The sequence below is a fragment of the Mobilicoccus pelagius NBRC 104925 genome (assembly GCF_000247995.1).
Lineage (GTDB): Bacteria > Actinomycetota > Actinomycetes > Actinomycetales > Dermatophilaceae > Mobilicoccus > Mobilicoccus pelagius.
Window position 1 is genome coordinate 113,818 of record NZ_BAFE01000089.1, and the last position, 26,392, is coordinate 140,209.

At 71.2% G+C, this 26,392-nt stretch carries 23 protein-coding genes and 1 riboswitch; of the genes, 6 read left to right on the forward strand and 17 right to left on the reverse strand.

Features of this window, described 5'->3' with window-relative positions; translation table 11 throughout:
* Nucleotides 1-149 precede the first annotated feature (149 nt).
* Nucleotides 150-1,232, reverse strand: a complete 1,083-nt coding sequence (gene trpD / locus MOPEL_RS13035) for an anthranilate phosphoribosyltransferase (protein ID WP_009483337.1) — start codon at nucleotides 1,230-1,232, stop codon at nucleotides 150-152.
* A 5-nt stretch (nucleotides 1,233-1,237) separates the two neighbouring features.
* Entirely contained in the window at nucleotides 1,238-1,696 is a 459-nt protein-coding gene (locus tag MOPEL_RS13040) for a response regulator (RefSeq protein WP_040634526.1), read from the reverse strand.
* A gap of 403 nt (nucleotides 1,697-2,099) precedes the next feature.
* Here MOPEL_RS13040 and ctaE point away from each other — a divergent pair, with 403 nt between their 5' ends.
* The 5 genes from ctaE (at nucleotide 2,100) to MOPEL_RS17375 (ending at nucleotide 7,230) form a co-directional block, all read left to right on the forward strand.
* The gene (ctaE, locus tag MOPEL_RS13045; RefSeq protein ID WP_444542959.1) at nucleotides 2,100-2,774 is read left to right on the forward strand and encodes an aa3-type cytochrome oxidase subunit III; all 675 of its coding nucleotides are present in this window, start codon (nucleotides 2,100-2,102) and stop codon (nucleotides 2,772-2,774) included.
* 70 nt (nucleotides 2,775-2,844) lie between these two features.
* Entirely contained in the window at nucleotides 2,845-3,642 is a 798-nt protein-coding gene (gene qcrC, locus MOPEL_RS13050) for a cytochrome bc1 complex diheme cytochrome c subunit (RefSeq protein ID WP_009483340.1), read from the forward strand.
* Nucleotides 3,643-3,687: 45 nt separating this feature from the next.
* Entirely contained in the window at nucleotides 3,688-4,830 is a 1,143-nt protein-coding gene (qcrA, locus tag MOPEL_RS13055) for a cytochrome bc1 complex Rieske iron-sulfur subunit (protein ID WP_009483341.1), read from the forward strand.
* The gene (qcrB, locus tag MOPEL_RS13060; RefSeq protein WP_009483342.1) at nucleotides 4,827-6,560 is read left to right on the forward strand and encodes a cytochrome bc1 complex cytochrome b subunit; all 1,734 of its coding nucleotides are present in this window, start codon (nucleotides 4,827-4,829) and stop codon (nucleotides 6,558-6,560) included. Before qcrA ends, qcrB begins: the two co-directional genes overlap by 4 nt.
* A 328-nt stretch (nucleotides 6,561-6,888) precedes the next feature.
* Nucleotides 6,889-7,230, forward strand: coding sequence for a metallopeptidase family protein (locus tag MOPEL_RS17375; RefSeq protein WP_051992325.1), 342 nt, complete (start codon nucleotides 6,889-6,891; stop codon nucleotides 7,228-7,230).
* A 593-nt stretch (nucleotides 7,231-7,823) separates the two neighbouring features.
* Here MOPEL_RS17375 and MOPEL_RS13070 read toward each other — a convergent pair.
* The 9 genes from MOPEL_RS13070 to MOPEL_RS13110 all read right to left on the reverse strand — a co-directional run bounded on the left by MOPEL_RS13070 (nucleotide 7,824) and on the right by MOPEL_RS13110 (nucleotide 17,790).
* Entirely contained in the window at nucleotides 7,824-9,161 is a 1,338-nt protein-coding gene (locus MOPEL_RS13070) for a L,D-transpeptidase (protein ID WP_009483344.1), read from the reverse strand.
* Between the two features lie 221 nt (nucleotides 9,162-9,382).
* On the reverse strand, nucleotides 9,383-9,784 hold the full coding sequence (locus MOPEL_RS13075) for a cytochrome c oxidase subunit 4 (protein WP_009483345.1): 402 nt from the start codon (nucleotides 9,782-9,784) through the stop codon (nucleotides 9,383-9,385).
* Nucleotides 9,781-11,547: an aa3-type cytochrome oxidase subunit I gene (ctaD, locus tag MOPEL_RS13080; protein WP_009483346.1), complete on the reverse strand. Its 1,767-nt coding sequence runs from the start codon at nucleotides 11,545-11,547 to the stop codon at nucleotides 9,781-9,783. Before ctaD ends, MOPEL_RS13075 begins: the two co-directional genes overlap by 4 nt.
* Nucleotides 11,547-12,437 (reverse strand): aa3-type cytochrome oxidase subunit II, encoded by an 891-nt coding sequence (gene ctaC, locus MOPEL_RS13085; RefSeq protein WP_009483347.1) that lies wholly within the window; start codon nucleotides 12,435-12,437, stop codon nucleotides 11,547-11,549. The genes ctaD and ctaC overlap by 1 nt, the downstream gene beginning before the upstream one ends.
* A 187-nt stretch (nucleotides 12,438-12,624) precedes the next feature.
* The gene (gene aat / locus MOPEL_RS13090) at nucleotides 12,625-13,332 is read right to left on the reverse strand and encodes a leucyl/phenylalanyl-tRNA--protein transferase (protein ID WP_009483348.1); all 708 of its coding nucleotides are present in this window, start codon (nucleotides 13,330-13,332) and stop codon (nucleotides 12,625-12,627) included.
* Complete coding sequence (locus MOPEL_RS13095; protein WP_009483349.1) at nucleotides 13,325-14,311, reverse strand: carbohydrate kinase family protein; 987 nt, start codon at nucleotides 14,309-14,311, stop codon at nucleotides 13,325-13,327. Before MOPEL_RS13095 ends, aat begins: the two co-directional genes overlap by 8 nt.
* Before the next feature lie 190 nt (nucleotides 14,312-14,501).
* Nucleotides 14,502-14,864: a HesB/IscA family protein gene (locus MOPEL_RS13100; RefSeq protein ID WP_009483350.1), complete on the reverse strand. Its 363-nt coding sequence runs from the start codon at nucleotides 14,862-14,864 to the stop codon at nucleotides 14,502-14,504.
* Nucleotides 14,865-15,126: 262 nt separating this feature from the next.
* Nucleotides 15,127-16,281 (reverse strand): glycerate kinase family protein, encoded by a 1,155-nt coding sequence (locus tag MOPEL_RS13105; protein WP_306305778.1) that lies wholly within the window; start codon nucleotides 16,279-16,281, stop codon nucleotides 15,127-15,129.
* A 120-nt stretch (nucleotides 16,282-16,401) separates the two neighbouring features.
* Nucleotides 16,402-17,790: a dipeptidase gene (locus MOPEL_RS13110; RefSeq protein WP_009483352.1), complete on the reverse strand. Its 1,389-nt coding sequence runs from the start codon at nucleotides 17,788-17,790 to the stop codon at nucleotides 16,402-16,404.
* A 58-nt stretch (nucleotides 17,791-17,848) separates the two neighbouring features.
* Between MOPEL_RS13110 and MOPEL_RS13115 the strand changes: the two genes are divergently transcribed.
* The gene (locus MOPEL_RS13115; protein ID WP_141631348.1) at nucleotides 17,849-18,445 is read left to right on the forward strand and encodes a DUF3043 domain-containing protein; all 597 of its coding nucleotides are present in this window, start codon (nucleotides 17,849-17,851) and stop codon (nucleotides 18,443-18,445) included.
* An 82-nt stretch (nucleotides 18,446-18,527) separates the two neighbouring features.
* Here the strand turns inward: MOPEL_RS13115 and MOPEL_RS13120 are convergent, their stop codons facing one another.
* The 6 genes from MOPEL_RS13120 to MOPEL_RS18175 form a co-directional block, all read right to left on the reverse strand.
* Entirely contained in the window at nucleotides 18,528-18,737 is a 210-nt protein-coding gene (locus MOPEL_RS13120; protein WP_009483354.1) for a hypothetical protein, read from the reverse strand.
* Entirely contained in the window at nucleotides 18,734-19,936 is a 1,203-nt protein-coding gene (cobA, locus tag MOPEL_RS13125; RefSeq protein ID WP_009483355.1) for a uroporphyrinogen-III C-methyltransferase, read from the reverse strand. Before cobA ends, MOPEL_RS13120 begins: the two co-directional genes overlap by 4 nt.
* A complete protein-coding gene (gene cobT, locus MOPEL_RS13130; RefSeq protein ID WP_141631349.1) occupies nucleotides 19,929-21,707 on the reverse strand; it encodes a nicotinate-nucleotide--dimethylbenzimidazole phosphoribosyltransferase in 1,779 nt (592 codons plus the stop codon). Before cobT ends, cobA begins: the two co-directional genes overlap by 8 nt.
* Nucleotides 21,704-22,933: an Rv2231c family histidinol phosphate aminotransferase CobC gene (gene cobC, locus MOPEL_RS13135; RefSeq protein ID WP_083841868.1), complete on the reverse strand. Its 1,230-nt coding sequence runs from the start codon at nucleotides 22,931-22,933 to the stop codon at nucleotides 21,704-21,706. Before cobC ends, cobT begins: the two co-directional genes overlap by 4 nt.
* A gap of 131 nt (nucleotides 22,934-23,064) precedes the next feature.
* Nucleotides 23,065-24,573: a cobyrinic acid a,c-diamide synthase CobB gene (locus tag MOPEL_RS13140; RefSeq protein WP_009483358.1), complete on the reverse strand. Its 1,509-nt coding sequence runs from the start codon at nucleotides 24,571-24,573 to the stop codon at nucleotides 23,065-23,067.
* A 51-nt stretch (nucleotides 24,574-24,624) separates the two neighbouring features.
* Nucleotides 24,625-24,699, reverse strand: a riboswitch (cobalamin riboswitch).
* A 58-nt stretch (nucleotides 24,700-24,757) separates the two neighbouring features.
* Nucleotides 24,758-26,329, reverse strand: a complete 1,572-nt coding sequence (locus tag MOPEL_RS18175) for a YihY/virulence factor BrkB family protein (RefSeq protein ID WP_009483359.1) — start codon at nucleotides 26,327-26,329, stop codon at nucleotides 24,758-24,760.
* Nucleotides 26,330-26,392: the final 63 nt, after the last annotated feature.

Below are 26,392 nucleotides of genomic sequence, written 5' to 3' on the forward strand. Positions count from 1 at the left end.
ACGTCCGGCGTACAGGTTCCGGCGAGGCCAAGGATCCGTGTGCGCGTCCGGTCCGCATGTGCGCGTGATCGGCGCCCGCTCCCGGCCGAGGAACGACGAACCGACGCGTCACGCATGGCGGCCGGGCCGTGCCCGGCCACCATGCGGCGTCAGCGGCGACCGGAGGCGGCCCGAGCGGTCGTGGCCAGTCGCCAGCGGTCGAGCAGACCGGCCGCAGCGCCCGACTCGATCGCGGTACGCGCCCGGTCGACGCCGTCGCCGAGTGCGGCCACGAAAGTGTCCTGATCCTGCACCCGTGCCGATCCGTGGGTGAGCGCGAGGGCGATGCCGGCGTTGAGGAGGACGGCGTCGCGGACGGCCGTCATCGTGCCCGCCGTGTCCCCGTCGAGCAACCTACGAGCGACCCCTGCGTTGTGCACGGCGTCTCCGCCACGCAGCGAGTCCAGCGGGTGGCGGGACAGACCGACGGCCTCCGGCGCGGCCACGAGCTTCTCGACGTGGCCGCCACCGACCCACCACACGTCGGACTCGGTGGTGACGGTCAGTTCGTCGAGGCCGTCCCGGCCCCGGAACACCGCGGCCTGGCGACCGCGGTCGGCGAACACCCCGGCCACGAGCGGGGCCGCGTGCTCGAACGCCACCCCGACCGCCGCATACGTCGGTTGAGCGGGGTTCGTGAGCGGGCCGAGGAGGTTGAACACGGTGGGGATGCCGAGTTCCCGACGGCTCTCCGCGGCGTGCCGCATGGAGGGGTGGAAGTCCTGGGCGAAACAGAAGGTGATGCCCACCTCGTGGGCGACCTCGACGATCCCGCGCGGCCCGAGACTGAGCATCACGCCCAGCTGTTCGAGGCAGTCGGCCGTCCCCGAGGAGGAGGACGCGGCCCGGTTGCCGTGCTTGACCACGGTGATCCCGGCGGCCGCGGCGACGATCGCCGACATCGTCGAGATGTTCACCGTGTTCTGCCGGTCGCCACCGGTGCCCACGATGTCGAGGCTCGGATTCGGCACCTCGATGCGTCGCGCGTGCGCGAGCATCTCGTCCGCCACGCCGACGAGTTCTGAGACCGAGACGCCCTTGGACTGGAGGGCCACGACGAAACCGGCGACCTGGCTGGGGGTCGCCTCGCCCGTCATGATGCGGCCCATCGCCCAGGCCGCGGAGGCCGGGTCGAGATCCTCCCCGGCGATCAGCGCGGACAGGACCTCGGGCCAGGTGTGGGCCCGCTCCACGGAGTTCAGTGGTCCGTGGGGTCCGGGAGCGCCCGTGCCACGTCGACGACGGCCTGCGACATGGTCAGGGCGTCGAACGGCTGGGCGACGGCGGCGTCGGCGTAGGACCAGGACGCGAGCCACGCATCCTGGGGGCGGCCGGTGAGGACGACGACGGGCGGGCAGTCGAACACCTCGTGCTTGAGCTGGCGGCAGAGCCCGAGTCCACCGAGCGGTGCGGCCTCTCCGTCAAGGATGAGCACGTCGGCCCGGCCGTCGTGGACCGCCTCCAGGACGGCGGGCGCGGTGGCGCACTCGACCCAGGAGTCGATCTCGACGTCCGGAGCCGGTCGCCGGCCGACGGCGAGGCGTACGGAGTCACGGGTGGTGCGGTCGTCACTGAACAGCAGGACACGCACCGAGCGACGCCCACCACGGGTGGGGTCGGACGAAGCGGTCGCCGTCTCGCTGCTGAGGCCTGTCATGCGCCGAATCCTACCGATATCCCCCCACCTTCCGGAGCCGCACCCACCGGGCGACCCGCCGAGTGATCGGCCGCGCCCACGTCGGGGACCCTCGGCGGCCGTGGGGCGGGCCACCACCTGTGGCCCACCGGACTCGACCCGAACCCTCCACCCGCGACACGCAGGGCGGCCGGAACGGGGTGGACGGCGCGCCTGCCCGCTCCCGGAGTGGTCGACCAGCGGGGCGGGGGCCGTGCACCGACGGCCCGCGTCTCGCGCGTCCGGCCGCACGGGAGACCCCCCGCCCGCCCCGTCGTGGGGGCGGTTCTCCTGGGGGACGAGCACCGTGAGCGGCCTCGTCACGTCCACCGGAAAGACACCCGCGGGTCCCTAACGTCCCAATCGATCCCCGACATGGCCCATAATGGCGCCCGTGGCGACTGTTTCCTCTGCTCATACTCACTCACCGGGACCTCGACCGGGCACGACCCCGGGACACGGTCCCGTCACCCGACCCGACATGGCCTCCGTGGGCACGATCGTGTGGTTGTCGAGCGAACTCATGTTCTTCGCGGGACTGTTCGCCATCTACTTCACGCTGCGATCCGTGCGCCCCGACCTCTGGGAGGCCGGCACCTCTCATCTCAACGTGCCCTTCGCGTTCGCGAACACGACGATCCTGGTCATCAGCTCCGTCTGGTGCCAGTTCGGCGTCGCGGCCGCAGAGCGCGGACAGGGCTCCCGCACGGGGCGCCTGTTCGAGTTCAAGAAGTGGGGCATGCGGGAGTGGTTCGTCCTGACGTACCTCTTCGGCTCGGTGTTCGTCGCCGGCCAGATCATGGAGTACGCCGAGCTCGCCTCGCACGGTCTGACCCTGTCGGCCAGCGCCTACACCTCGGCTTTCTACATCACGACCGGCTTCCACGGCATCCACGTCATCGGCGGCCTCCTCGCGTTCCTCTTCATCATCGGCCGCAGCTTCACGACCCGCCGTTACACCCATCGACAGGCCACCGGCGCCATCGTCGTGTCCTACTACTGGCACTTCGTCGACGTCGTCTGGATCGCCCTGTTCGCCGTCATCTACATCCTCCAGTGACGGCGCTCGCCCCCCTCTCGGCGACCCGAGCCCGTCCCGTCCCCGAATCCCCGATGTCAAGGATGCCCTCGTGACTGCCTCTACCGTGACCCGACGCCGGCACCCCGCGGTCCTTCTCGCCCTGCTCGTCGTCGCGCTCGTCGCCGTCGGCGGGGTGTACTCCCTCGTCTCCTCCGGAGGCCGGGCGACCGCGGACACGCGTTCGTACACCGCGTCCGACGTCGCCGCCGGTTCCCGACTGTTCAAGGCCAACTGTTCCACGTGTCACGGCCAGCAGGCCCAGGGCACGACGGCCGGCCCGTCCCTCGTCGGTGTCGGTGCGGCCTCCGTCGACTTCCAGGTCGGCACCGGTCGTATGCCCCTCGCCGGACCCGGCGTGCAGGCCAAGCGCAACAGCCACGTCGCCTACTCCGACGAGCAGATTCGTCAGCTCTCGGCGTACGTCGACTCCCTCGGCCCCGGCCCGGGCGTGCCCGACGAGAAGTACGCGAGCGGCGTCGGTGGCGACGTCGCCCGCGGTGGCGAGATCTACCGCGTGAACTGCGCCATGTGCCACAACTTCGCCGGTTCCGGAGGCGCCCTCACCCGCGGCAAGTTCGCCCCGCCGCTCAAGAACATCGAGGGCAAGCACATCTACGAGGCCATGCTCACCGGCCCGCAGTCCATGCCGGTCTTCGACGACGCCAACATCGACCCGCAGGCCAAGCGCGACATCATCGCCTACCTGCACCAGCTCGACCAGCGGAACAACTACGGCGGGCACAGCCTGGGCAACCTGGGCCCGGTGGCCGACGGTTTCTTCCTCTGGTTCTTCGCGATCCCCCTCATGATCGGGGCCGCCGTCTGGCTCGGCCGCAAGGCGGCCTGATCCATGACGACACCCCGCAGGCACCACAGCGACAGGAACGATGACATGAACGAGAACGGCACCACTCCGGGAGGGGAGCGCCCGGCCCACGGCAGCTCCGCCGCTCCGGTCGGCCGTGACCTCGCCGGAGACTCCGACCACACGGGGGTCGTGGACACGCTTCCCGACAGGTTCGAGAACCCCGGCCTCCCGCCGCACGTCCTCCGACACGCGGACGTCGACCCCAAGGCCGCCAAGCGCGCCGAGCGTCAGGTCCTGGCGCTGTTCACGCTGTCGGTGATCGGCTCGATCGGGTTCATCGTCGCCTACCTCATGCTCGACATGAAGGACATGGTGTTCGTCCCCGTCTTCGGGCGCATCAGCGTGCAGCACAGCCTCCTCGGCATCTGCCTCGCCCTCAGCCTCCTCGGGATCGGGCTCGGCGCGGTCCACTGGGCCAAGACGCTCATGCCCGACACGGAGGAGATCGAGGACCGTCACCCCACGGCTTCCTCCCCCGAGACGCGTGCGGAGCTCGCCGAGACCCTTGGCGAGGGCTACCGCGGCAGCCAGCTCGGCCGTCGTCCCATGATCGGCGCCCTCGGCGCCACCGCTCTCGGCCTCTTCGCGCTGCCCCCGCTGTTCCCGATCGTCGGTGGCCTCGGCCACCTCCCCCGCCGCGAACTGCACCACACGTTCTGGCAGAAGGGGATGCGTCTCATGCGGGACCCGCAGATGACGCCGATCCGCGCCGACGAGGTCCACCTGGGCGCCGTCTTCCACGTCCTCCCCGAGGGCATCGACTCGGCCCCCAAGGAGCCCGAGGAGGGTCAGCACTTCGAGCACGACGAGGACCTCAACCTCCTCCAGCGCAAGGCCAAGGCCGCCGTGCTGCTCATGCGCCTCGACCCCAAGGACTTCAAGAGCGAGAAGGCCCGTGACTGGGGTCACGACGGCATCGTCGCCTACAACAAGATCTGCACCCACGCCGGATGCCCCGTGGGCCTGTACGAGCAGCAGACGCACCACCTTCTCTGCCCGTGCCACCAGTCCACCTTCGACGTCACGCAGGACTGCAAGGTCGTGTTCGGCCCGGCCAAGCGCCCCCTGCCGCAGTTGAAGATCACCGTCGACGACGAGGGGTACCTCGTGGCGGCCCAGCCGTTCATGGAGCCCGTCGGCCCGAGCTTCTGGAGTCGTGAGCGATGAGCACCCAAGCAACCGCCCGCGCGGCCGATCGGCTTCGCGCCGAGGAGCCGACGCCCCGCCGTGGCCGCGGCGCCCGCGAAGGATCCGTCGCGAACTGGTTCGACGAGCGCACGGGCCTCGCAGGCCCCATGCGCTACCTCATGCGCAAGGTCTTCCCGGACCACTGGTCGTTCATGCTCGGTGAAGTCGCGATGTACTCGATGATCGTCGCGCTCATCTCCGGCGTGGCGCTCACGCTGTGGTTCGTCCCCTCCCAGGGCGAGGTCCACTACAACGGGCCTTACGCCCCTCTCAACGGAATCCTCATGAGCGAGGCGTACGCCTCCACGCTCAAGATCTCGTTCGAGGTGCCCGGCGGTCTCCTCATCCGTCAGGTCCATCACTGGGCGGCGCTCTTCTTCGTCGCCGCGGTCGGCATGCACATGGCCCGCGTGTTCTTCACCGGCGCCTTCCGCAAGCCCCGTGAGATCAACTGGGTCATCGGCTGCGTCCTGCTGCTCCTCGCCATGATCGAGGGCTTCGCTGGCTACTCCCTCCCCGACGACCTGCTCTCCGGCACCGGCCTCCGCGTCATGGAGGGCTTCGTCGAGTCGACGCCGATCCTCGGTTCGTACGTCAGCTACATCATGTTCGGCGGCGCCTTCCCCGGCGATATCATCATCCCGCGCCTCTACATGGCGCACATGCTGCTCGTCCCGGCTCTGCTCATCGGTCTGTTCACGGCGCACCTCGTGCTCGTCATGGTCCACAAGCACACGCAGTACCCCGGCCCGGGTCGCACGAACGACAACGTCGTCGGCTTCCGCGTGATGCCCGTCTACGCCGCCAAGGCCGGTGGGTTCTTCTTCATCGTCTTCGGCATCATCAGCCTCATCTCGGGTCTCGTGACGATCAACCCGGTGTGGGCCTACGGTCCGTACGACCCCTCCCCCGTCACCGCGGGCGTCCAGCCCGACTGGTACATGGGCTTCGCCGACGGCGCGCTCCGCCTGCTGCCGGGGTGGCTCGAGTTCACGATCTTCCGCTACACGCTGTCGCTCAACGTGGCGCTCGGTTCGATCGTGCTCCTGCCGCTCGTGTTCACCCTGGCGGGGGCCTACCCGTTCCTCGAGGCCTGGGTCACCGGTGACAAGCGCGAGCACCACCTGCTCGACCGCCCGCGCAACCGCCCGGTCCGCACCGGCATCGGCATCGGCGCCCTCATCGCCTACCTGGTGATGTTCTTCGCCGCCGGCAACGACATCATGGCAATCAAACTGGGTCTGTCGATCAACGACATCACTCACGTCCTGCGGTTCCTGTTCTTCGCCGGTCCGATCCTCGGCTTCTGGCTGACGAAGCGCATCTGCCTCTCTCTCCAGCGTGCCGACCGCGACCTCGTGCTCCACGGCAAGGAGAGCGGCCGCATCGTCCGAACGGCGGGTGGCGAGTTCCGCGAGTACCACGAGCCGCTCGATCAGTACGAGATGTGGAAGCTCGTCGGTCACGAGAGCCCGGCCCCGCTGGAGCTCACGGACGGTAAGGACTCGCGCGGTGTGGCCACCCCCACCGCCCGCAAGGACAAGCGCCGCGCCGCCTGGTCCCGGTTCTTCTTCAAGGACCGCGTCGCGCCCGTCACTCCTGCGGAGCTCGAGTCGGCGCACGCGCACCACGATCAGGCGGATGACCGCGCGCTCCTCGCCGGCCATGACGCCACGCACGACGAGATCCTCGAGGACGCCAAGCACTGATCGGCGATCTCGACTCTCGACGCGGGCCCCGCACCTCACGGTGCGGGGCCCGCTCTCGATTCGGGACGAATCGCGACGAAGGAGAATGCGGGTCACCGCCTCCCGGCACCCCCCGGATCGCCACGTCGCTCTCGCCCCTCCCTTCATGGCCAGGCGGCCCTTGACGCAGGCCCGCGAGGAGTCCGGCCTGGCGTGGCCGTCCTCCGCCGCCGGTCGCGTGGAAGAGAGCGAGGAGCACCACCACGCAGCGCGCAGGCCCCGACGGCGGGCTGCCGTCGTGTCTCTCCCCGTCTGCGTCGGAATCGTGCACCATGGGAGGGTGACCGTCATGGATCTCACGAGGGAGGAGTTCGAGGACCTCGTCGCCGACGCTCTCGATGCCGTACCCACCGAACTCATCGACATGCTCGAGAACCTCGTGTTCCTCGTCGAGGACGAGCCGGAGTCGGGTGAGGAGCTCCTCGGCGTTTACGAGGGTGTGCCCCGAACCGAGCGCATGTGGGGCGACCTCGGTCTGCCCGATCGCATCACGATCTTCCGCGGTCCCCTGCTGCGCATGTGCCGGACCCACGAGGAGGTCGCGCACGAGGTGACCGTCACCGTCGTGCACGAGATCGCCCACCACTTCGGCATCGACGACGGACGACTCCACGCCCTGGGCTGGGGCTGACGACACAGCGTTTGGTCTCCGCCACCGGTCGACGGCTGCTCCGTCTCGACCTCCCCATACGGAGCCACGCAGGGAGGCGCTGCGACCGGACGGCGCGCGACGTTCGGGACCCCACGGCCCGACCCCGGAACCCCCTGAGAGGGCTCCTCGACGAAGGGACACATGCCTCGGGAAGAGGCGCAGCGGGCCGGTAGGAGTCCTCCACGACGACAGGGGCGTCTTCTCCCGCAGTGGCCTGCGACCCCCTGTGATCCCGCGTCGTCGCTCGGGGCCCCGGACAAGACGTACCGTCGAGTGTCGGCGGGGCCGCCATGGGGCACCGAAAACGGCTCCGGGGCAGGCGCAGCATCGACGCGGTCACCGACGCAGCACCATGCGGGCGCGCGCCGTCACACCCACTGCCTCGAGCAGGGGTGGCCGGCCCGCCCGAGCCGCCGTCACACGGCGTCTCCGGAGGCGTCAGGCCCACCCGTCGCTGCCGACGTCGCCTCCCCACACGCGGCACCTCACGGACGCCTCGCGTCGGCACGGCGACCCACCGACTCCGGGTCTCGGGCGGTAACGGATGCGGTCGCGTCAGGGCGGTCCGACGATCAAGGAGTGGTGGTCTCCGACGTCGTGGGGCCCGTCTCCTGATCCTGCGGACCCTCGGAGGCCTGGTCGGACGAAGAACCGGACGGTGAGCCCGAAGACGTGGGCGAGGCCGACGTGGGCGTCGGGCGCGGGGCCTTCTTCGCCAGCGCGCTACGTGCACGCCACTCCTTCGCGGAGAACAGCCACACCGAGAGGCCGTCGCCCGGCTTCATGCGCCGCGAGGAGCCCGTGAACTCGACGACGTCACCGACGATCGTGCCGCGGTAGAGCTGCGCGGCCGCCGACGGGCCGAGGTTGACGCATCCGTGACTCACGTTGCGACGACCCTGCGCCCACACCGACCAGGGCGCCGCGTGGAGGAACTCCCCCGTGTTCGTCACGCGCATCGCGTACTTGACCTCGGTGCGGTAGTAGTTGGGGTCCCCCTCCGAGACGCCGAGCGTCCCCGAGTCCATGACGTACTCCGCGTGCTTCTCTGTGATGACCTTCGTGCCCGAACGGGTCTCCCACGAGGGCGTCGCCCTGCCCGCGCTGATGGGGTAACTGGCGATCCGCCTGCCATCGTCCGAGACGGACATGACATGACTTGCGAGGTCGACCCGCATGATCCTCGCGCGATCGGCGATGGAGAACTCTGCTCCCTTGTCCTCCGTCACCCATTTGTCCGTGCCGGTGGAGACCCCGGTGAGCGGGGCGGACACCTTGATCTTGGTGCCCGGCTTCCAGTACGAGTCGGGCCTCCACATGAACTGGCGCTCGTCCAACCATCCCCACGAGCCCTTCTGCGCCGGCGTCACCTTGATGCGCATCCGCTTTTCGACGTCCGCGCGCATCTGGGGGCTGCTCACGGCACTGTCGAAGGTCACCATCACCGGCATGCCCACCCCGACGGTCACCCCGTCGGGTGTGACACGGTAGGTCGCCTCCACCTTGGGTTTGAGCGTCGTGAACGCCACCTCGCGCCGGGAGACCTCACCCTCCTCGTTCTTCGCCGTCGCCGCCCACCGATAGGGGGCGTTCGGCACGAGTCGCGTGTCGGCCGAGGTGCTCCAGACTCCGTCGACGACCTTGCCGGGGACGACCTTGCCGTCGGCGCCGGTGAGACGCACCATGACGAGCTCGCCGTCCTCGGCCTTCACCGTAAGGCGCTGATCGGGCTTGACGTTCTTGGTGTTCTCCTTGACGGAGAACACCAGGTCCGCCGGCGGTGCCGGCGGAGGATTGTCGGCCCCCCCGACGCCTCCGGACGAACTGCACCCCGCGACGAGCAGGAGCGACGTCATCGCCATCCCGACGCCCACGCGGCGTCCACGCTTCATCCCTGTGTTCGGGAGCACCCAGCTTCCTCCTGCCGACCGATCTCTCACGGCCCCTCATGACTGTCGCCGTCACGGCTCGGATGACCCCCACCCGGTGAGCGGCGTCCGCGTTCGGCACTCCGTCCATGGTGGCCCATCCGCAGGCCCGTTTCCAGCGGTGACATACAACAACCCCGCAACAAAAGGAACGAACCCCGCTGCGGTGCAGCGGGGTTCGTTCCTGAAACGGGTTTTGCAGATCAGATGACCATGTCTTCGCGGTAGTACTCGAAGGCCCACCCGATGAGGGCGACGGCGCCGAACACGACACCGACGAGGAAGACCCACAAGCCGAGACGTAGACCGAGGAAGACGATGATCGCGGACACGGCCAGCGGAAGCGGCCACCACGAGTGGGGGCTGAAGAAGCCGTACTCGCCTTCCTGCATCCACTGCTCACCACGGGGGTCGTCGGCCGGGTCGCGGTCGAGCTTCTTCATGGTCATCCGGAGGTACATGCCCACCATGAGACCCATGAACCCGAGGAGGGTGAGAGCCACAAGGCCCACCGGCTCGGTCCACTTGGTGAAGATGCCGTAGATCACCATGACCGGCAGGAAGAAGATCGCGGCGGCGTTGAAGAGCGCCGAGGTCTGCCTCATCGGACACCTCCAGCACGACGACCCTGTGCACCGGCGGCCTCGCCCTCGAGGTCGGGCTCGCCGTACAGCTCGGCAAGCACGCCCCGGTCGGGGGTCGGCGTGTCGAACGAGGCGACCTCCGGGTGGTTGAGGTCGAACACCGGACGCTCCGAGCGGATGCGCGGAAGGGCGTCGAAGTTGTGCCGCGGGGGCGGGCAGGACGTGGCCCACTCGAGCGAGGAGCCGTAGCCCCACGGGTCGTCGACCGTGACCTTGGGGGCGTGCTTGGCCGTCTTCCACACGTTGATGAAGAACGGGATCATCGACGCGCCGAGGAGGATCGAGCCGAACGTGGAGAACTGGTTCAGGAAGGTGAAGCGGTCCTCGACCATGTAGTCGCCGTAGCGGCGGGGCATGCCGTCGACACCCAAAATATGCTGGACGAGGAACGTCAGGTGGAAGCCGAAGAACAGCATCCAGAAGTGGATCTTGCCGAGACGCTCGTCGAGCATCTTGCCCGTCATCTTCGGCCACCAGAAGTAGTAGCCGGCGAACATCGCGAACACCACGGTGCCGAAGACGGTGTAGTGGAAGTGCGCAACGACGAAGTACGTGTCGGACAGGTGGAAGTCGAGGGCCGGGCTGGCGAGGATGACGCCGGTGAGGCCACCGAAGAGGAACGTGACGAGGAAACCGAGCGACCACAGCATCGGCGTCTCGAAGGTGAGCGAGCCGCCCCACATCGTGCCGATCCAGTTGAAGAACTTCACGCCGGTCGGGACGGCGATGAGCATCGTCATGATCGAGAAGAACGGCAGAAGGACCTGGCCGGTGACGTACATGTGGTGGGCCCACACGGTGGCCGACAGGGCGGCGATGGCGATCGTGGCGAAGATGATGCCCTTGTAGCCGAAGATCGGCTTGCGCGAGAAGACCGGGAGGATCTCGCTGATGATGCCGAAGAACGGCAGGGCGATGATGTACACCTCGGGGTGGCCGAAGAACCAGAACAGGTGCTGGTAGAGGATCGGGCCACCGTTGATCGGGTCGTAGATGTGCATGCCGTACATGCGGTCACCCGCGAGGGCGAACCAGGCGGCGGTGAGCACGGGGAAGACCATGAGCACGAGCAGCGAGGTCACGAGCGAGGTCCACGTGAACAGGGGCATGCGGAACATCGTCATGCCCGGGGCGCGCATGCAGACGATCGTCGTGATGAAGTTGACGGCACCCATGATCGAGCCGAATCCCGTGGCGGCGAAGCCGAGGATCCAGAGGTCGGAGCCGAGGCTCGGGGAGAACACACCGTTCGAGAGCGGCGTGTAGGCGAACCATCCGAAGGAGGCAGCGCCACCCGGGACGAGGAAGCCGGAGACCGCGACGACGCCGCCGAAGAGGTAGAGCCAGTAGGCGAGCATGTTGAGCCGCGGGAAGGCGACGTCGGGCGCACCGATCTGCAGCGGCACGAGCAGGTTCGAGAACGCCGCGAAGAGCGGGGTCGCGAACAGCAGCAGCATGATCGAGCCGTGCATCGTGAACATGGCGTTGAACTGCTCGAGGTTCTGCAGGACCTGCAGGCCGGGCGAGTAAAGCTCCGCGCGAATGATCAGCGCGAGAATACCGCCGATGGCGAAGAAGGCCATCGTCGTGGCGAAGTAGAGGTTTGCGATGACTTTGTGGTCGGTGCTGGTGATCACCTTGACGAACCGACGACCCAAGGAGGTGTTCGGCTCAGGTGCCGGTCCGTGACCGGTGTGCTCGGGGCGAGTGATGATCGACGCCATCAGTTGCCACCTCCTTGCGGTTGGTACTGCTGGTAAGCGGGTTGCCCCGGCTCCAGGTGTGCTCGGCTGAGCGAGTTGTCGAGCAGGCCGGTCTGACCCCTCGCCTCGAGATCGGTCATGTGCTTGTCGAACTCCTGCTGGGAGACGACCTTGACGTTGAACAGCATCGTCGCGTGATATGCGCCACAGAGCTCAGCGCATTTGCCCTGGAAGGTGCCCTGCTGGCGGGTCTCGATCTGAAGCTTGTTGACCTTGCCGGGCACCATGTCCAGCTTCTGCTGGAAGGCGGGCACCCAGAAGGAGTGGATGACGTCGCGGGCCGTGAGGACGAACTCGACCCGCGAGTTCTCGGGCAGGTAGAGCGTCGGGAGCTTCTCCTCGACGCCGGGCTGGCCGGTGAGCTCGGCCTGGACGCCGGAATCCCACACCTTGTCGTCGATGTAGTTGAAATCCCAGCTCCACTGCTTGCCGACGACGTTGATCGTGTAGTCGGGCTTGGCGGTGGTGTCGAGGAGAACCTTCTCGTCGCGCGCCGTGAAGAAGAACATGACGCCGACCATCATCACGGGGATGACGGTGTAGAGGATCTCGATGGGCACGTTGTACCGCAGCTGGGGCGGCAGGCCCACGTCGTCCTTCTTGCGGCGGTAGCGCACGATGCACCAGATCGTGAGGCCCCACACGAGGACCCCGACGGCGAGGGCGGCGATCCAGCTCGCCACCCAGAGAGTGGTGACGCGGTCGGCGCCGGCGGAGGCCCCCTTGGGCAGGTACCCCCGCTGCAGCGCTTCGGAGCAGCCGCTGAGCGTCAGCGCCGCGAGAGCGGCGACGCCGCCTAGCGCGAGGCGCGAGCGACGTCCGCGCCTCCGTGAGTCATCGTGCCGAGGCAAGGTACACCTTCCGGTTCGGTGGTAGCGCCCCCGCGGAACGTGAAGGGCGCCGGCGCCCGGCGAGTTGCTCACCGGGGTCATGGACGTCGCCAGCATAGACCAGGAGGCGTGGCGATTGGACGGAGCGTACCTCCCGGCTCCGGTTGTCGGGCATGGATTCCGGGGGGTCGAGAGGGTGTGGCATCCCTCACCGGGATGCGTCGACCGTGGTCGGCACGAGCGTCGGGGAGGCCTCCAGGGCCCGTGAGAGACGCCGGAGGTAGTCGGTCCGGGGGACGTCGACGACCCCGAGGGACGCGAGGTGCGGTGTCGACCATTGGGTGTCGACGAGACGTCGGGGGTCGTGGTCGGCGAACCAGCGCTCGACAAGGGCGACGAGGGCAACCTTGGAGGCGTCGGTGGCGCGGTGGAACATCGACTCGCCGGCGAAGAGGCCGCCGACGGCGATGCCGTACAACCCTCCGACGAGGTCGCCGTCGCGCCACACCTCGACGGAGTGCGCCCACCCGAGCCGGTGGAGGCGCGTGTAGGCCGCGGCGACCGCGGGGGTGATCCATCGCCCCTCGCGGCCGGGGTCGGCACACCCCGCGAGCACGCCCGCGAAGTCCGCATCGACCGTCACGTCGAACGTCCGCATCGACTTGCGGAGCGACCGCGAGACGCGGAGACCACCGGGGAGGAGGACGCCCCGCGGATCCGGCGCCCACCACACGAGTGGCCCGGCGCCGTGCCGCCCGACCCCCATGGGGAACACGCCGGACCGGTACGCTTCGAGGAGCGTGCCCGGTTCGAGGTCGGCGCCGACACCGACGACCTCCCTCCCCCACCCGCCACGGGCGTCGAAACGGTGATGGGACGGGGGAGGTTCGATCGGTTCGGGCGGAAGGTCAGACACGGTCCTGGGGAAGGTGCGCGGCGATGGTGTCGGCGTCGGCGTCTCCGTAGGTCTCGGCGAGACGGTCCCGCAGCCCGGTGAGCGCCTCGGAGTACTCCTGCGTGCCGACGGTCTCGACGACGTGCGTCGCCATGACGGCGCCGAGCTGGGCGCAGTGGCGGTATCCGAGGCCGCTGTCGAGGCCGACGAGGAATCCGGCGCGGAACGCGTCGCCGACGCCGGTGGGGTCTACGACCGTGCGGGCCGGGACGACGTCGACGTTGATCGGTTCCTCGCCGCGTGCGGCGACGGTGCACCCCTCGGACCCGCGGGTGATGATGCGGACCTGGACGCGCTCGGCGATCTCGTCGGCGGTCCAACCCGTCTTCTTCTCCGCGACGTGTGACTCGTACTCGTTGGTGAACAGGTAGGTCGCGCCGTCGATGAGGCGACGGATCGACGGGCCGTCCATGAACGCCATCTGCTGGCTGGGGTCGGCGGCGAAGCGGATCCCCCGCTCGCGGCACTCGTCGGTGTGACGGAGCATCGCCTCGGGGTCGTCGGGGCCGATGAGGACGAGGTCGAGGTCTCCGACGCGGTCGATGACGGGCCCGAACTCGAGTTCGCGGGCCTCCGACATGGCACCGGGGTAGAACGTGGCGATCTGGGCGAGGACGGAGTCGGTCGTGCACACGAACCGCGCGGTGTGCGCGGTCTCGGAGATGTGGACGGACTCGCAGTCGACGCCGTGACGTTCGAGCCACGAACGGTAGTCGTCGAAGTCGGGCCCGGCAGAGCCGACGAGGACGGGGCGAGCGCCGAGAAGGCCCATGCCGAAGCTGATGTTGCCGCCCACCCCCCCACGACGGATCTCGAGTCCGTCGGCGAGGAAGGAGAGCGACACTTTCTCGAGCTGCTCGGCGATGAGGGAGTCGGCGAAACGTCCCTGGAAGGTCATGAGGTGGTCGGTCGCGATGGACCCGGCTACGGCGATAGGCACACGGCCAATCTATCGCGAGCCGCGGCGAGGCCCGGCACGGGCCGAGACGAGCCGGCGGCGCGTCGGGCTGGGGCCGTGGGATTTCGGCGGGGACGCCGGGCCGCGCGGGGTGTTGACGACGAACGGCGCCGCCGCCCCGGTGAGGGACGACGGTGCCGTGGCGTCGTGTCGGGCGAGGAGCCCGGTGCGATCAGCTGAAGGAGTCGCCGCAGGCGCAGGAGCTGCCCGCGTTGGGGTTGTCGATGGTGAAGCCCTGCTTCTCGATGGTGTCGGCGAAGTCGATCGTCGCGCCGTCGAGGTAGGGGGCGCTCATGCGGTCGACGACGACCTCGACACCGTCGAAGTCGCGCACGGCGTCACCGTCGAGGGTGCGCTCGTCGAAGTAGAGCTGGTAGATGAGCCCCGAGCAGCCACCGGGCTGCACGCCGACCCGCAGTCGGAGGTCGTCGCGACCCTCCTGCTCGAGAAGGCTCTTCACCTTGGTGGAGGCCACATCGGTGAGGAGGACGCCGTGCTCGGCGGTCTGCGCCTTCGTCTCGTTCTGCACAGTCATGTTGCTCCCTAGATCGTTCGGTCGGAGTGCCCGTCGGGTCCCCCCGGGGGTGTCGCGCAGGCCGGACGTCGGACGCGGTCGACCCGTGAGGGGTGAGGCTACCCTTCTCAACACAGTACGGGTGGAGGGTGTTCCCGCGCGAGGCGCCCTCCTCTCCCGGCCGACCGGCGTCCGCCCGTGGTGCCGCCCGTCCCCGCGCAGGAGCGGCCACGGCGGCAGCGGCGGCATGCGAGGTGAGGAGCCTGTACGAGGTGACGCATTGTCAGGGCGACCAGGTGCCGGCGAGACGCTCCGTGCGGGCGGTGAGGGATCCGACGGGGTCGGCCATCATGAGCGCGGCCCGCTCGGGGTCGTCGGCGACGGCGTAGACGCCGGAGACGCCGAGCGCCATCGTCTCGCGGCGCCCCACGGTGACCTCCCCGGCGAGGACGACGGTGGGCAGTCCACGGATGGCCGCGAGGGACGCGACACCGGAGACGACGCCGCCGCGCAGCGAGGTCCAGTCGAAGCAGCCCTCGCCGGTGAGGACGAGGTCGTGGCGTGCGAGGAGTTCCTCGATGCCCCAGGCGCGCTGGACGATGTCGACGGCGCTCTCGACGTGGGCGCCGAGGACGAGGAGGGCGTAGCCGAGTCCGCCGCCCGCACCGGCGCCGGGCTCCCGGTCGAGGCGGCGGGGCAGGCCGGTGAGGAGATCGGTGGGAGGCGTGCTCGCGCGCCGGACGAGGTCGTGGAAGTGGCCGAGGGCCGTCTCGAGCGCCTGGCACTGCTCCGGGGAGGCGCCCCGCTCGGGGGCGTCGAGGGCGGAGGTGCCGTCGAAGCCGAGGAGGGGGCAGCGGTCCTCGGTCGCGACGACGAGTTCGGTGCCGGCCAGGAGGTCCCGTGCCTCCTCGAGACCGTCGAGGGCGTCGGCGTCCATCTCGTGGAGGGCACCGCCGCCCCGGGCGAGGCGGGCCGGGTCGCCGACGCCGAGCGCGCAGAGCAGGCCCGCTCCCCCGTCGTTGACGCCGCTGTCGCCGACCCCGACGACGATGCGGTGCACGCCTTCCTCGAGCGCCGCGCGGACGAGCTGGCCGAGACCGAAGGAACTCGTGACGAGGGGGTTCCGTTCGTCGGCGGCGAGGAGGTGGATGCCGCAGGCCTGCGCCGCCTCGACGTAGGCGGTGCGGGTGCCCGGCCCGTCCTCGACGAGGAGGAGGGAGGCGGGGACCTCCCGGCCGTGGGGGTCGCTCACGGTCGTCGCGACCGAGACACCGCCCACGGCGGTGGCGAGCACGGAGAGGAATCCCGGTCCGCCGGCCGAGAGCGGGGCGAGCGTGAGGTCGTCGCCGGGGGCGCGTCGCCGCCAGCCTTCGGCCATCGCCTCGGCGGCCTGCACGGCCGTGAGAATGCCGGGAAACGCGGCGGGGCTGATGAGCACACGCAACGGGGATCTCCTTGCGTCGGGGACGTCTCGGACGGGATGGGTGCGGAGCGGACGGTGACGCGGGCACCCGGTCGGGATCCGCGCCCCGTCGTTCGACTCCGGGTCGGGATTCGGTCAGGCCTCGCGGCCGGGGAGGCGGCCGAGCCGATCGAGGAGGAGCGTCTCGGCGAGGCAGACGTTCTCCCAGTCGTCGAGGTGGAGACTCTCGTCCGGGCCGTGGGCGCGGGTGTCGGGGTCCTCGACGCCGGTGATGAGGATGGCGGCCTGCGGGAACGTCTCGGCGAAGTCCGCGATGAACGGGATGGACGCGCCGAGTCCGATCGTCGTGGGCTCGGTGCCCCACGCGTCCCCGAGGGCGGCCTGGGCCGCCTCGACGACGGGCCCCTCGGTGGAGGCCGTGAACCCGGCGCCGGCGTCGACGAGCTCGACGGTGACCTGCGTGCCCCACGGCGCGTGGGACTCGAGGTGCTCCTTGAGCGTCTCGTAGGCGGCCTGCGGGTCCTGCGTCGCGGCGATACGCATGGAGATCTTGGCGCGGCACGACGGCGACAGGAGGTTGGCGGCGACGTCGACGGCGGGGGCGTCGAGGCCGATGACGCTGACCGAGGGGCGCGACCACAGCCGGCCCGCGAGGGAGCCCGTGCCGATGAGGTCGACGCCGTCGAGGATGCCGGAGTCGGCGCGCAGCGTCTCCACCGGGTAGTCGATCTCGGGGTCGGGTTCGCTTACGAGGCCCTGGACGGCGACGTCGCCCTCCTCGTCGTGGAGGGTGGCGAGCAGACGGCACATCGCGGTGATGCCGTCGGGCACGGCGCCGCCGAACATGCCGGAGTGAAGGCCGTGGTCGAGGGTGCGGGTCTCGACGTTGACGCGGACGTTGCCGCGCAGCGACGTCGTGAGGCTCGGGGTGCCGACGGCCCAGTTGGCGGAGTCGGCGATGACGATCGCGTCGCAGTCGAGGCGGTCGGCGTATCGCTCGAGGATCGCGCCGAGGGAGGCGCTGCCGACCTCTTCCTCACCCTCGACGAAGAGCCGCACGTTGACCGGCGGCGCTCCTTCGTGGGCGCGGAGGGCGGCGACGTGCGCCATGACGCCGGCCTTGTCGTCGGCGGATCCACGGCCGTAGAGGCGGCCGTCGCGCTCGACGGGCTCGAACGGAGGGGACCGCCAGTCGGAGTCGGGGCCGGGCGGCTGGACGTCGTGGTGGGCGTAGAGGAGCACGGTGGGCGCGCCCTCGGGACCGTCCACCCCACCGATGATCGCGGGGTGCCCGTCGCCGATCTGGACGACCTCGACGTCGGCGCCCGCGTCGCGGAACAGCTCGGCGACCCGTTCGGCGCTACGACGCACGTGGGAGGCGTCGAAGGAGCCGAGCGAGACGCTCGGGATGCGGACGAGGCCCTCGAGGTCGGCGCGCACGGCCGGCATGAGGTCGTGGATGCGGGAGCGCCAGTGGTCGACGGGGGCGGGGCCCTCGGTGGTGGGGGGCGTCGGCTCGGTCATCGCCCCAGCGTAACGAGCGCGTGCCGCGAGGGGGCCCGGTCGTGGATAAGGTGTGGGCGTGTATCGATGGAAGAAGCAGGAGGAGCCCCCGGTCGTGACCCCGGCCACGCCGGTCCGTCCCGGGGCGAAGAACCGTCCGACCCCGTCGCGACGGGAGGCCGAGGCGGCCCGCAAGCGCCCCATCGTGCCCGCCGATCGCAAGGCCGCCAAGCAGGAGTCGCGGCAGAAGGAGCGTGCCGAGCGGGCGCGCTACCGGGAGGGCATGTACCGCGGCGAGGAGTGGGCGCTCGGCCCGCGCGACCAGGGCCCGCAGCGTCGTCTCGTGCGTGACCTCGTCGACTCCCGCTGGAACGTCGGCGAGTTCCTCCTGCCGATCATGATCGTGGCGCTGCCGATCAGCATGCTGCCCAACCGGTGGGCCTACATCGTCGGCTTCGTCGTGCTCTACGGCATGATCGTCCTCACCGTGCTCGACGCCGTCCTCCTCGCCCGCCGCGCTAAGAACGAGATCCGTAGCCGTCTCGGCGAGGAGCCCGCCAAGGGCACGTTCTGGTACGTGTTCTCGCGCTCGGTGCAGATGCGCGCCGGGCGCGTCCCCCGTCCGCGCGTCACCCGCAAGGGCGCCCCCATGACCCCGGCGGCGCCGCGGTCCTGACCGTCGCCCGCGCCTCGCACGACCGAGCGCCCCTCCCGCAGGTGATGCGGAAGGGGCGCTCGTGGTTCGTCGGGGCCCGTCGTCAGCCGGCCTCGAGGCTCATCGGGCCGTAGACGACCCGGTCGTCCTCGAGGAGGGTGACCTGCATGATGCCCGCGTCGGCGAGGTCGACCCAGCTCTCCGACAGCCAGGCCTCGGCCTCGCCCTGTCCGGGGAACCCGGTCGTGGGGACGACGTCGTCCTCGACGGGGTTGCCGCTCGCGTCCTCGCACCGCCATGTCCATGTGCTCATGGGGCGACCCTAGCGTCCGGGCCGGAGCGGGCGGGGTCGGCGAAGGCGGCGACGTCACCGACGACGGTGACGGCCGGCGGCGTCACCTCGGCCGGCGCGCCCTGCGAGAGGGTGCCGAGGGTCGAGACGTAGGTGCGCTGGCTGGGCAGCGCGGCGTCCATGACGGAGGCGACGGGCGTCTCCGGGGAGCGACCCGCGTCGAGGAGGGCGCGGGCGATGCGCGGGAGGGTCTCGACGCCCATGAGGACGACGATCGTCACGCCGCTGCGACCGAGCGCGTCCCAATCGACGGTGCTGCGGGGGTCGTCCGGGGCGGCGTGTCCGGAGATCACGGCGAAGCCCTGGACGAGTCCGCGGTGCGTCACGGGGATACCGGCGAGCGCCGGCGCGGAGACCGCCGAGGTCACGCCGGGGATCACCTCGACGGGCACCCCGGCTGCGGTGCAGGCGATCTGCTCCTCCATGCCGCGGCCGAAGACGAACGGGTCGCCGCCCTTGAGCCGTGCGACACGCTTGCCGGCGAGGGCGCGGTCGACGAGGACGGCGTTGATCTCCTCCTGCGGCGTGAACCGGCCGCGGGGGATCTTGGAGACGTCGACGATCTCGACCTCCGGGCCGAGGTCGTCGAGGAGCGCGAGGGGGGCGAGGCGATCGACGACGACGACGTCGGCGCCGAGGACGGCGTCACGGCCGGCCAGGGTGATGAGGTCCGGCGAGCCCGGCCCACCGCCGACGAGGACGACGGATCCTCGCCCCGGCGCTGCCGGATCGGTGGGCGTCGCATCGGCGCGAGCGACGTCGAGGGAGGCGTCGGTGGAGGTCGGCCGCTCGTCCTCGGCCGAGGCACCGGCCGTGGGGGACGCGCCGCGTCGACCCGCGCCCGAGGGCAGGAGCAGCACGCCGGCGGCGAGGGCCGCGGCGTGGACCTCCGCGTCGGCGTCCGGGGAGTCGGTCGCGACGGCGACGACGAGCTTGCCGTCGAGGTCCGTCGTGCCGAAGTCGCGCGGGTGCCACGTGACGAGGCCGCGGTCGACGAGGTCCTCGAGGGCGGCGACGAGGGTGGGCGCGACGATCGTCACCTGCGCCCTCGCGCGGAGGAGTCGGCCGACGTGGCCGATGGCGTGGCCACCTCCGCCGACGACGAGGCAGGGACGTCCCGCGAGGAGCAGGTCGACGGTCTGCGGGGGGAGATCACTCATCGCGTTCCGACACTCCTGCGTCCTCGAAGGTGGCGCCCTCGGCGAGGACCCGGGCAGCGCCCTGCACGAGCGGCACGGCGCAGACCGCGCCGCTGCCCTCGCCGAGCCGGAGCCCGAGGTCGAGGAGGGGGCGCAGGCCGAGCTTCTCCGTCGCGTACCGGCAGGCGGGTTCGGTGGAGTGGTGCGCGGCGAACCAGTAATCGCGCGCGTCGGGGGCGAGGGCGGCGGCGACGAGCGCGGCCGAGAGGGCGATGACGCCGTCGAGGACGACGGGGGTGCGCTGCGCGGCGGCGCCGAGGAGGAACCCGACGAGACCGGCGTGCTCGAACCCGCCGACGGCGGCGAGGGTGGCGCGCGGGTCCTCGGGGCTCGCCCCGTGAAGGTCGATCGCGCGCTGGACGACCTGGGCCTTGTGGGCGAGCATCGCGTCGTCGATGCCGGTGCCGCGGCCGGTGGCCTCGGCGGCGGGCCGCTCGGTCATCGCCGCGACGAGCGCCGCCGACGGGGTCGTGTTCGCGAGGCCGAGGTCTCCCGTGAGGAGGAGGCGGTTGCCCTGGGCGACGAGGTCGCGGGCCACGTCGATGCCGACCTCGATCGCGCGGGTGCACTCCTCGGGGGTCATCGCGGGGCTCTGGGTCATGTCGGCCGTGCCGCGCGCGATCTTGCGGACGAGCAGGCCCGGCTGCTCGGGCAGGTCGCCCTTGACGCCCATGTCGACGACGGCGACCTCGGCACCCACGCCGCGCGCGAGGACGCTCGTCATCGCACCCCCGTCGAGGACACCGAGGGCCATCTGCATGGTCACCTCCTGGGGCCAGGCGGTGACGCCCTGGTCGTAGACGCCGTGGTCGCCCGCGAACACCGCGAGCGCCGCGGGTTCGGGCACCGGCGGCGGGCACTCCCCCGTGATCCCCGCGAGGCGCACGCTGATGTCCTCGAGCTCCCCGAGCGACCCCGCGGGCTTGATGAGTCGGCCCTGGCGGGCGAGGGCGGCCTCGCGGGCCGACTCGTCCGGCGGCTCGATCGCCGCGATCGTCTCGTCGACGAGTGACATGGGTTCTCCTCCCGGGAGGCGACGTTCGCCCCACGTGTCGTGATGGACCGCCCACGCGAGGGGGCGGCGGCGGGCCCAGCCCGAGAGCGCGAGCTCGGGGGCGGGCGGGAACTCGTCGACGTGGCCGACGCAGAGGAAGGCGACGACGTCGAGGTGGTCGGGCAGGCCGAGCTCGTCGCGGAGCTCGTCGGGGTCGAAGAAGCTCACCCAGCCGACGCCGAGGCCCTCGGTGCGGGCGGCGAGCCAGAGGTTCTGCACGGCGCAGGCCACCGAGAACGGCGCCATGCGCGGGTCGGCATGGCGGCCGAGGGTGTAGGGGCCGCCACGGGTGGAGTCGCACGTGACGACGACGTTGAGGGGCGTCGAGAGGATCGCCTCGACCTTGAGTCCGTCGAACTGTCGCGCTCGCCCGCCCGGCAGGGACGCGGCGAAGGCGTCGCGTTGGGCCGCGGCGAGGGCCTGGACACGGGTGCGGGCCTCGAGGTCACGGAGGACGAGGAAGTCCCACGGCTGGGAGAACCCGACACTCGGCGCCTGGTGCGCGGCCGAGAGGACGCGGAGGAGCACCTCGTCGTCGACGGGATCCATCGTGAAGCCGCTGCGGATGTCGCGCCGGTTCGCGACGACCTCGGCGAACGCCGCGCGCGCCTCCTCCGACATCGGTGGCGTGACGTCGGGCGCGGACTGCGCGTTCCTGGAGCTGGCGAGTGTCGTCATCGGTCCTCCCGATCGTCGCCGGGCGTGGTCGTCCCCGGGGGTGGCGTGGCGTCGCCGGGCGTACCGGCGGTGCCGCCCGCCGGGTCGTGCTGCGGGTCGCCCCGGTGGTCGTCCTGCGCGCCGGGTAGAGCGTCGTCCTGCGCGTCGTCCGTGCCACCCCCGAGGAGGTCGGCGAGCGCGGCGAGGAGCACGTCGGTCTCCTGCGGTCCGCGGACGGCGATGCGGACGTACTCGCCGTCGAGGCCGGGGAAGGTGTCGCCGCGGCGGACCGCGATCCCCCTCTCCCGGAGGCGCGTGCGGAGTTCGGCCGCACGGGGGTGGCGGGCGAGGACGAACGGCGCGGCCGCGGGTCCGCACACCTCCAGGCCGAGGGCGGTGAGTCCCTCGACGAGGTGGGGGCGATCGGCGGAAAGACGTGCGGTGACGTCAGCGGTGTGGGCGACGCCGTCCGCGCTGCAGATCGCCTCGACCGCGGCGAGCGCGAGGGAGTTCACGGACCAGTGCGGTTGGAGCGCGGCGCAGGCGGCGACGATCTCGGGTTCGGCGACGAGGAATCCCGCCCGCACGCCCGCGAGCCCGAACGTCTTCGTGAGGCTGCGCACGACGAGGAGCCCCTCCCCCGAGGCGGCGTGCCGCAGTGCCGTGTCCTGCTCGCGCGGCACGACGTCGAGGAACGCCTCGTCGACGACGACGAGACGCCCCGGGCGTCGCAGGCGGAGGATCTCGGCGACGGGGTGGAGACGGGACGTCGGATTCGTCGGGTTGCCGAGGACGACGAGGTCGGCCTCCGCGTCGGGACCGGCGTCGAGGGTGTCCGCGTCGAGGGCGAACCCCGGCGCGGGGAGGATGTGCCGGTAGGGAACGAGACCGGCCGTGCGAAGCGCCGCCTCGGGCTCGGTGAACTGCGGGTGGACGACGACGGGCCGGCGCCAGGGCCGCAGCCGGGCGACGAGATGGAAGGCCTCGGCCGCCCCGTTCGTGAGGAGGACGCGCTCCTCCGGCACCCCGAGGTGTGCGGCGAGACGCGCCGTCGCCGGGGCCGGGTCGGGATAGGCGGCGAGGCCGTCGAGGGCGCTCGCGAGGGCGTCGCGGAGGAACGCCGGCGGTGTGGCGACGGCGACGTTGACGGCGTAGTCCCGCATGCCGCGGGCCTCGACGTCGCCGTGGTGGTGCAGGCCCATGTGCGCCGCGTCGACGGCCTGAGCCTCGTTTTCGGTGGCGGTCACGCCGGTCGCGGGGGTCACCGACGCCGCCGCATCCGTCGCGGTGGGTGTGCTCGCCCTCCCCGTGACTCCCTCGCCTGTCGACGGGCCCGCGCCTTCGGCGTCACCGACGCCGGAGGCGGCCACCGGGTCGGTCACGAGAGATCCCCGGCACCGACGGCGGCGGCGAAGGACGCGGCGACGCGGGGGGCGCCCGCCCAGTGGAGGTGGAGGTAGGAGGCGTGAACGGACCCGTCGACCCAGCCGTCGCGGCGGGTCTCGCCGTCGGAGTCGCGCCACGCCCACGCCCGGTGGGGCACGTCCTCATGGCCTGCGCCGATGGCGGGTTCGACGACGGTGCGGTGGAACTCGTGACCGACGACGCGGGCGCCCTCGGTGCCGAGGACGCTGTCGGCGAGGGCGACGCCCTCCCGATAGCCGAGGGTGAGTCGCGGCGTCATCCGGCCGGTGATCGGCAGCACCCCGCACATCGGGTGGTCATCGAGGCTGCGCGCGAGGTAGAGGAGCCCGGCGCACTCGGCCGACACGACGCCGCCGCCCGCGACGAACGCCGCGATCTGCTCCCGCAGGACGACGTTGGCGGAGAGCGCCGCGGCGTGGACCTCGGGGAACCCGCCACCGACGAGGAGCCCGTCGATGCCGGTGGGCAGGGCGTCGGTGAGGGGGTCGAACGTGACGACGTCGATGCCGGCCGCCTCGAGGAGTTCGGTGTTCTCGGCGTAGGAGAACGTGAACGCCTCCCCACCGGCGACGGCGACGCGCGCGCGGCGCGACCCCGGGCGCCACCCGGCGGCGCGCAGCTCGGCGGCCGGGTTCCACGGGGCGGTGTCGACGAGATCCGGTGCGGTGCGGGCGAGGTCGAGCACCGCGTCGAGGTCGACATGCTCGGAGACGAGCCGCGCGAGCGCCGCGACGGCCGACTGCGCCTCGGGAGCGCGTTCGGCGGCGGGCACGAGACCGAGGTGGCGGCTCGGGACGACGACGTCGGTGCGTCGCGGGATCGCGCCGAGGACGGGCACGCCCGCGTCGGCGACCCCGGCGCGCACCTCCCGCTCGTGGCGCGGCGACGCGACGTTGTTGAGGAGGACGCCGCCGAGGCGCATCCCGGTACCGAAGGTCGCGAAGCCGTGGACGAGGGCGCCGATGCTGCGGGACGTCGACGCGCAGTCGACGACGAGGACGACGGGACTCGAGGTGAGTTCGGCGATATGGGCCGTGCTCGCGAACCCGCGCCGGCCGAGGGCACCGTCGAAGAGGCCCATGACCCCCTCGATGACGGCGACGTCGGCGGGCTGCGGCGTGTGCGCGCCGTGGAGGAGGAGGGGGACGATGCGGTCGACGCCCTGCATGTGCGCGTCGAGGTTACGACCGATACGACCACACGCGGCGGCGTGGTAGCCGGGATCGATGTAGTCGGGGCCGACCTTGTGGGGGCTCACCCGCACGCCCCTGTCGTGGAGGGCGGCGAGGAGGCCCGTCGTCACCATCGTCTTGCCGCTGCCCGAGGAGGGTGCCGCCACGACGACCCGCGGGAGCGTCCACGCGCGCACGTCGGACACGGGGACCGTGTCGCCGGAACGGGTCTCGGCGTCGCCGGTGGCGGCGTCGTCCGCCGGGCGCGGGGACTGGGATGAGGGGGACACGAGACGGCCTTCCTTCCGGGATCCGCGTCCCGAACGGCTCACGACCGACCGGAGTTCCTGGCTCCCACGACCCGTCGAGTCGTGGTCACAGTGGCGGGACCGCACCGGTGTCGCACCGGTTTCCTCCGAGGTGTCGGCCTTGCGACGACGTGCCGTCCCGAGCGGGTCGGCGGCGGTGAGCCTATCAGCGCCCCCCACGCCGACGGGCGCGCTCGACCCCGGGGGTGACCTCCGTCCCACGAGCGCAGCCGCGGGCCGGTGAGGGGGTCGACGGCAGCGGCGACGTCGGCGTTCCGGCGGTCGGCGCCGGGCGTGGTTCTCCACGCTCGTCGGACCCGACGGCAGAGGTGACCGCGGTGCCGCGCCCGAGGTCGCCGCGGGCGTCGCGTGGGGCCTCGTGGCCGAAGGCGGCGGACGGGGCGGTCGCCGTCGGGGGCTCGTCGGCGTCGTCCACGGAGGCGCCGTCCCCACGTGGGGCGGGGCCGGGGCCGGCCGGTCGCGTACCGGGGCCGGGCCGGGTGCGATCCGCCGGTGCGGCGGCCCGTCGCTCGCCCGCGGCGGGGGATCCGTCCTCCTCGTCGGGCGTGGCGATGTCGGTCAGGGTGCCGGAGAACGGCTTCCGCACCAGGTCGGCGAGCGCGTCGAAGTGGGTGTCGACGGAGCTCGGCAGGGCGCGTCGCAGGCCGCCGCCGAGGCGAAGGATGCGGGTGACGGGGGTCTCTTCGTCGACCTCCACGTCGGCGCGTTCCTCGGCCTTGCGGCGGCGGTACGCGCTCGCGTACTGGCCGTCGTGGTCGAAGGTGACCTCGACGTTCTGGAACCCCTTGAGGCTCTGCGCGCGGGCGAGCCGGGAGTAGGCGGCCCGGTCGGCCTCGGTGAGGTCGACGCGGTCGGTCATCGGCGTGAGGAGCGAGCGCGGATAGAGGCGCTTGGCGTAGACGATGTTCGTCTCGAGGCAGAAGACGAGGCAGATCGCGCCGATGTAGAGCCACGCGATGAGACCGAGGACGATGGCGAACACGCCGTTCGTCGCCGAGGAGCGGGCGACGACGGAGGTGACGAACGCGCTCCCACCGGTCTGGAGCACCTGCCACGCGGACGCGGCGAGGATCGCGCCGGGCAGGAGGTCGGAGACCGCCGGCGGTTGCGCGGTGCCGAAGCGGCAGATGACGACGTAGGCGATCGCCGAGAGCACGAACGAACCGAGGACGAGGAACATCCCGGAGGTGTCGCGCCCCCAGGGGAGGCTCGAGTCGAGGAACGCGCCGACCTGCGAGATGAACGTCGTCGCGACGACGAACACGCCGAGGACGCAGAGGAGTCCGACGCTGCGGAGGCGGCTCGTCACGGGGTTGGGACGTTCGTTGCGCCGCACGCCCCACGTGACGTTCATCGCGTTCTGGATCGCCTGCGCCACCCCGAGCGAACCGAAGAGGGCCGTGCCGGCGGCGATCGCGAGGGCCGTGCCGCTGCCGCGCAGCTGCTGGGTCTCGATCTGCTGGCCGATGACGGGGATCTGCCGGGCGGCGGACTCGAGGATCTGCGTGCGCAGCGCGGGATCGTTCTCGAGGGCGAAGCCGAGGATCGTCGAGAAGAGGAGGAAGAGGGGGAAGAGTGAGAGGAACGCGTAGAACGCGATGAGCGCCGACAGGTAGAAGCCCTGGTCGTCGAAGTACTTGTAGAGCACGGCGAGGGGGCCGCCGAGGATCGGGTGGCGGCGCTGACGTGAATCCAGCCAGTGGACGAACCCGCTCATGGCCCTCCCGATTCCCGTGCGTGTCGGGATCATCGCACGTCCGCCCGCCCCGCCCGCCCCGAC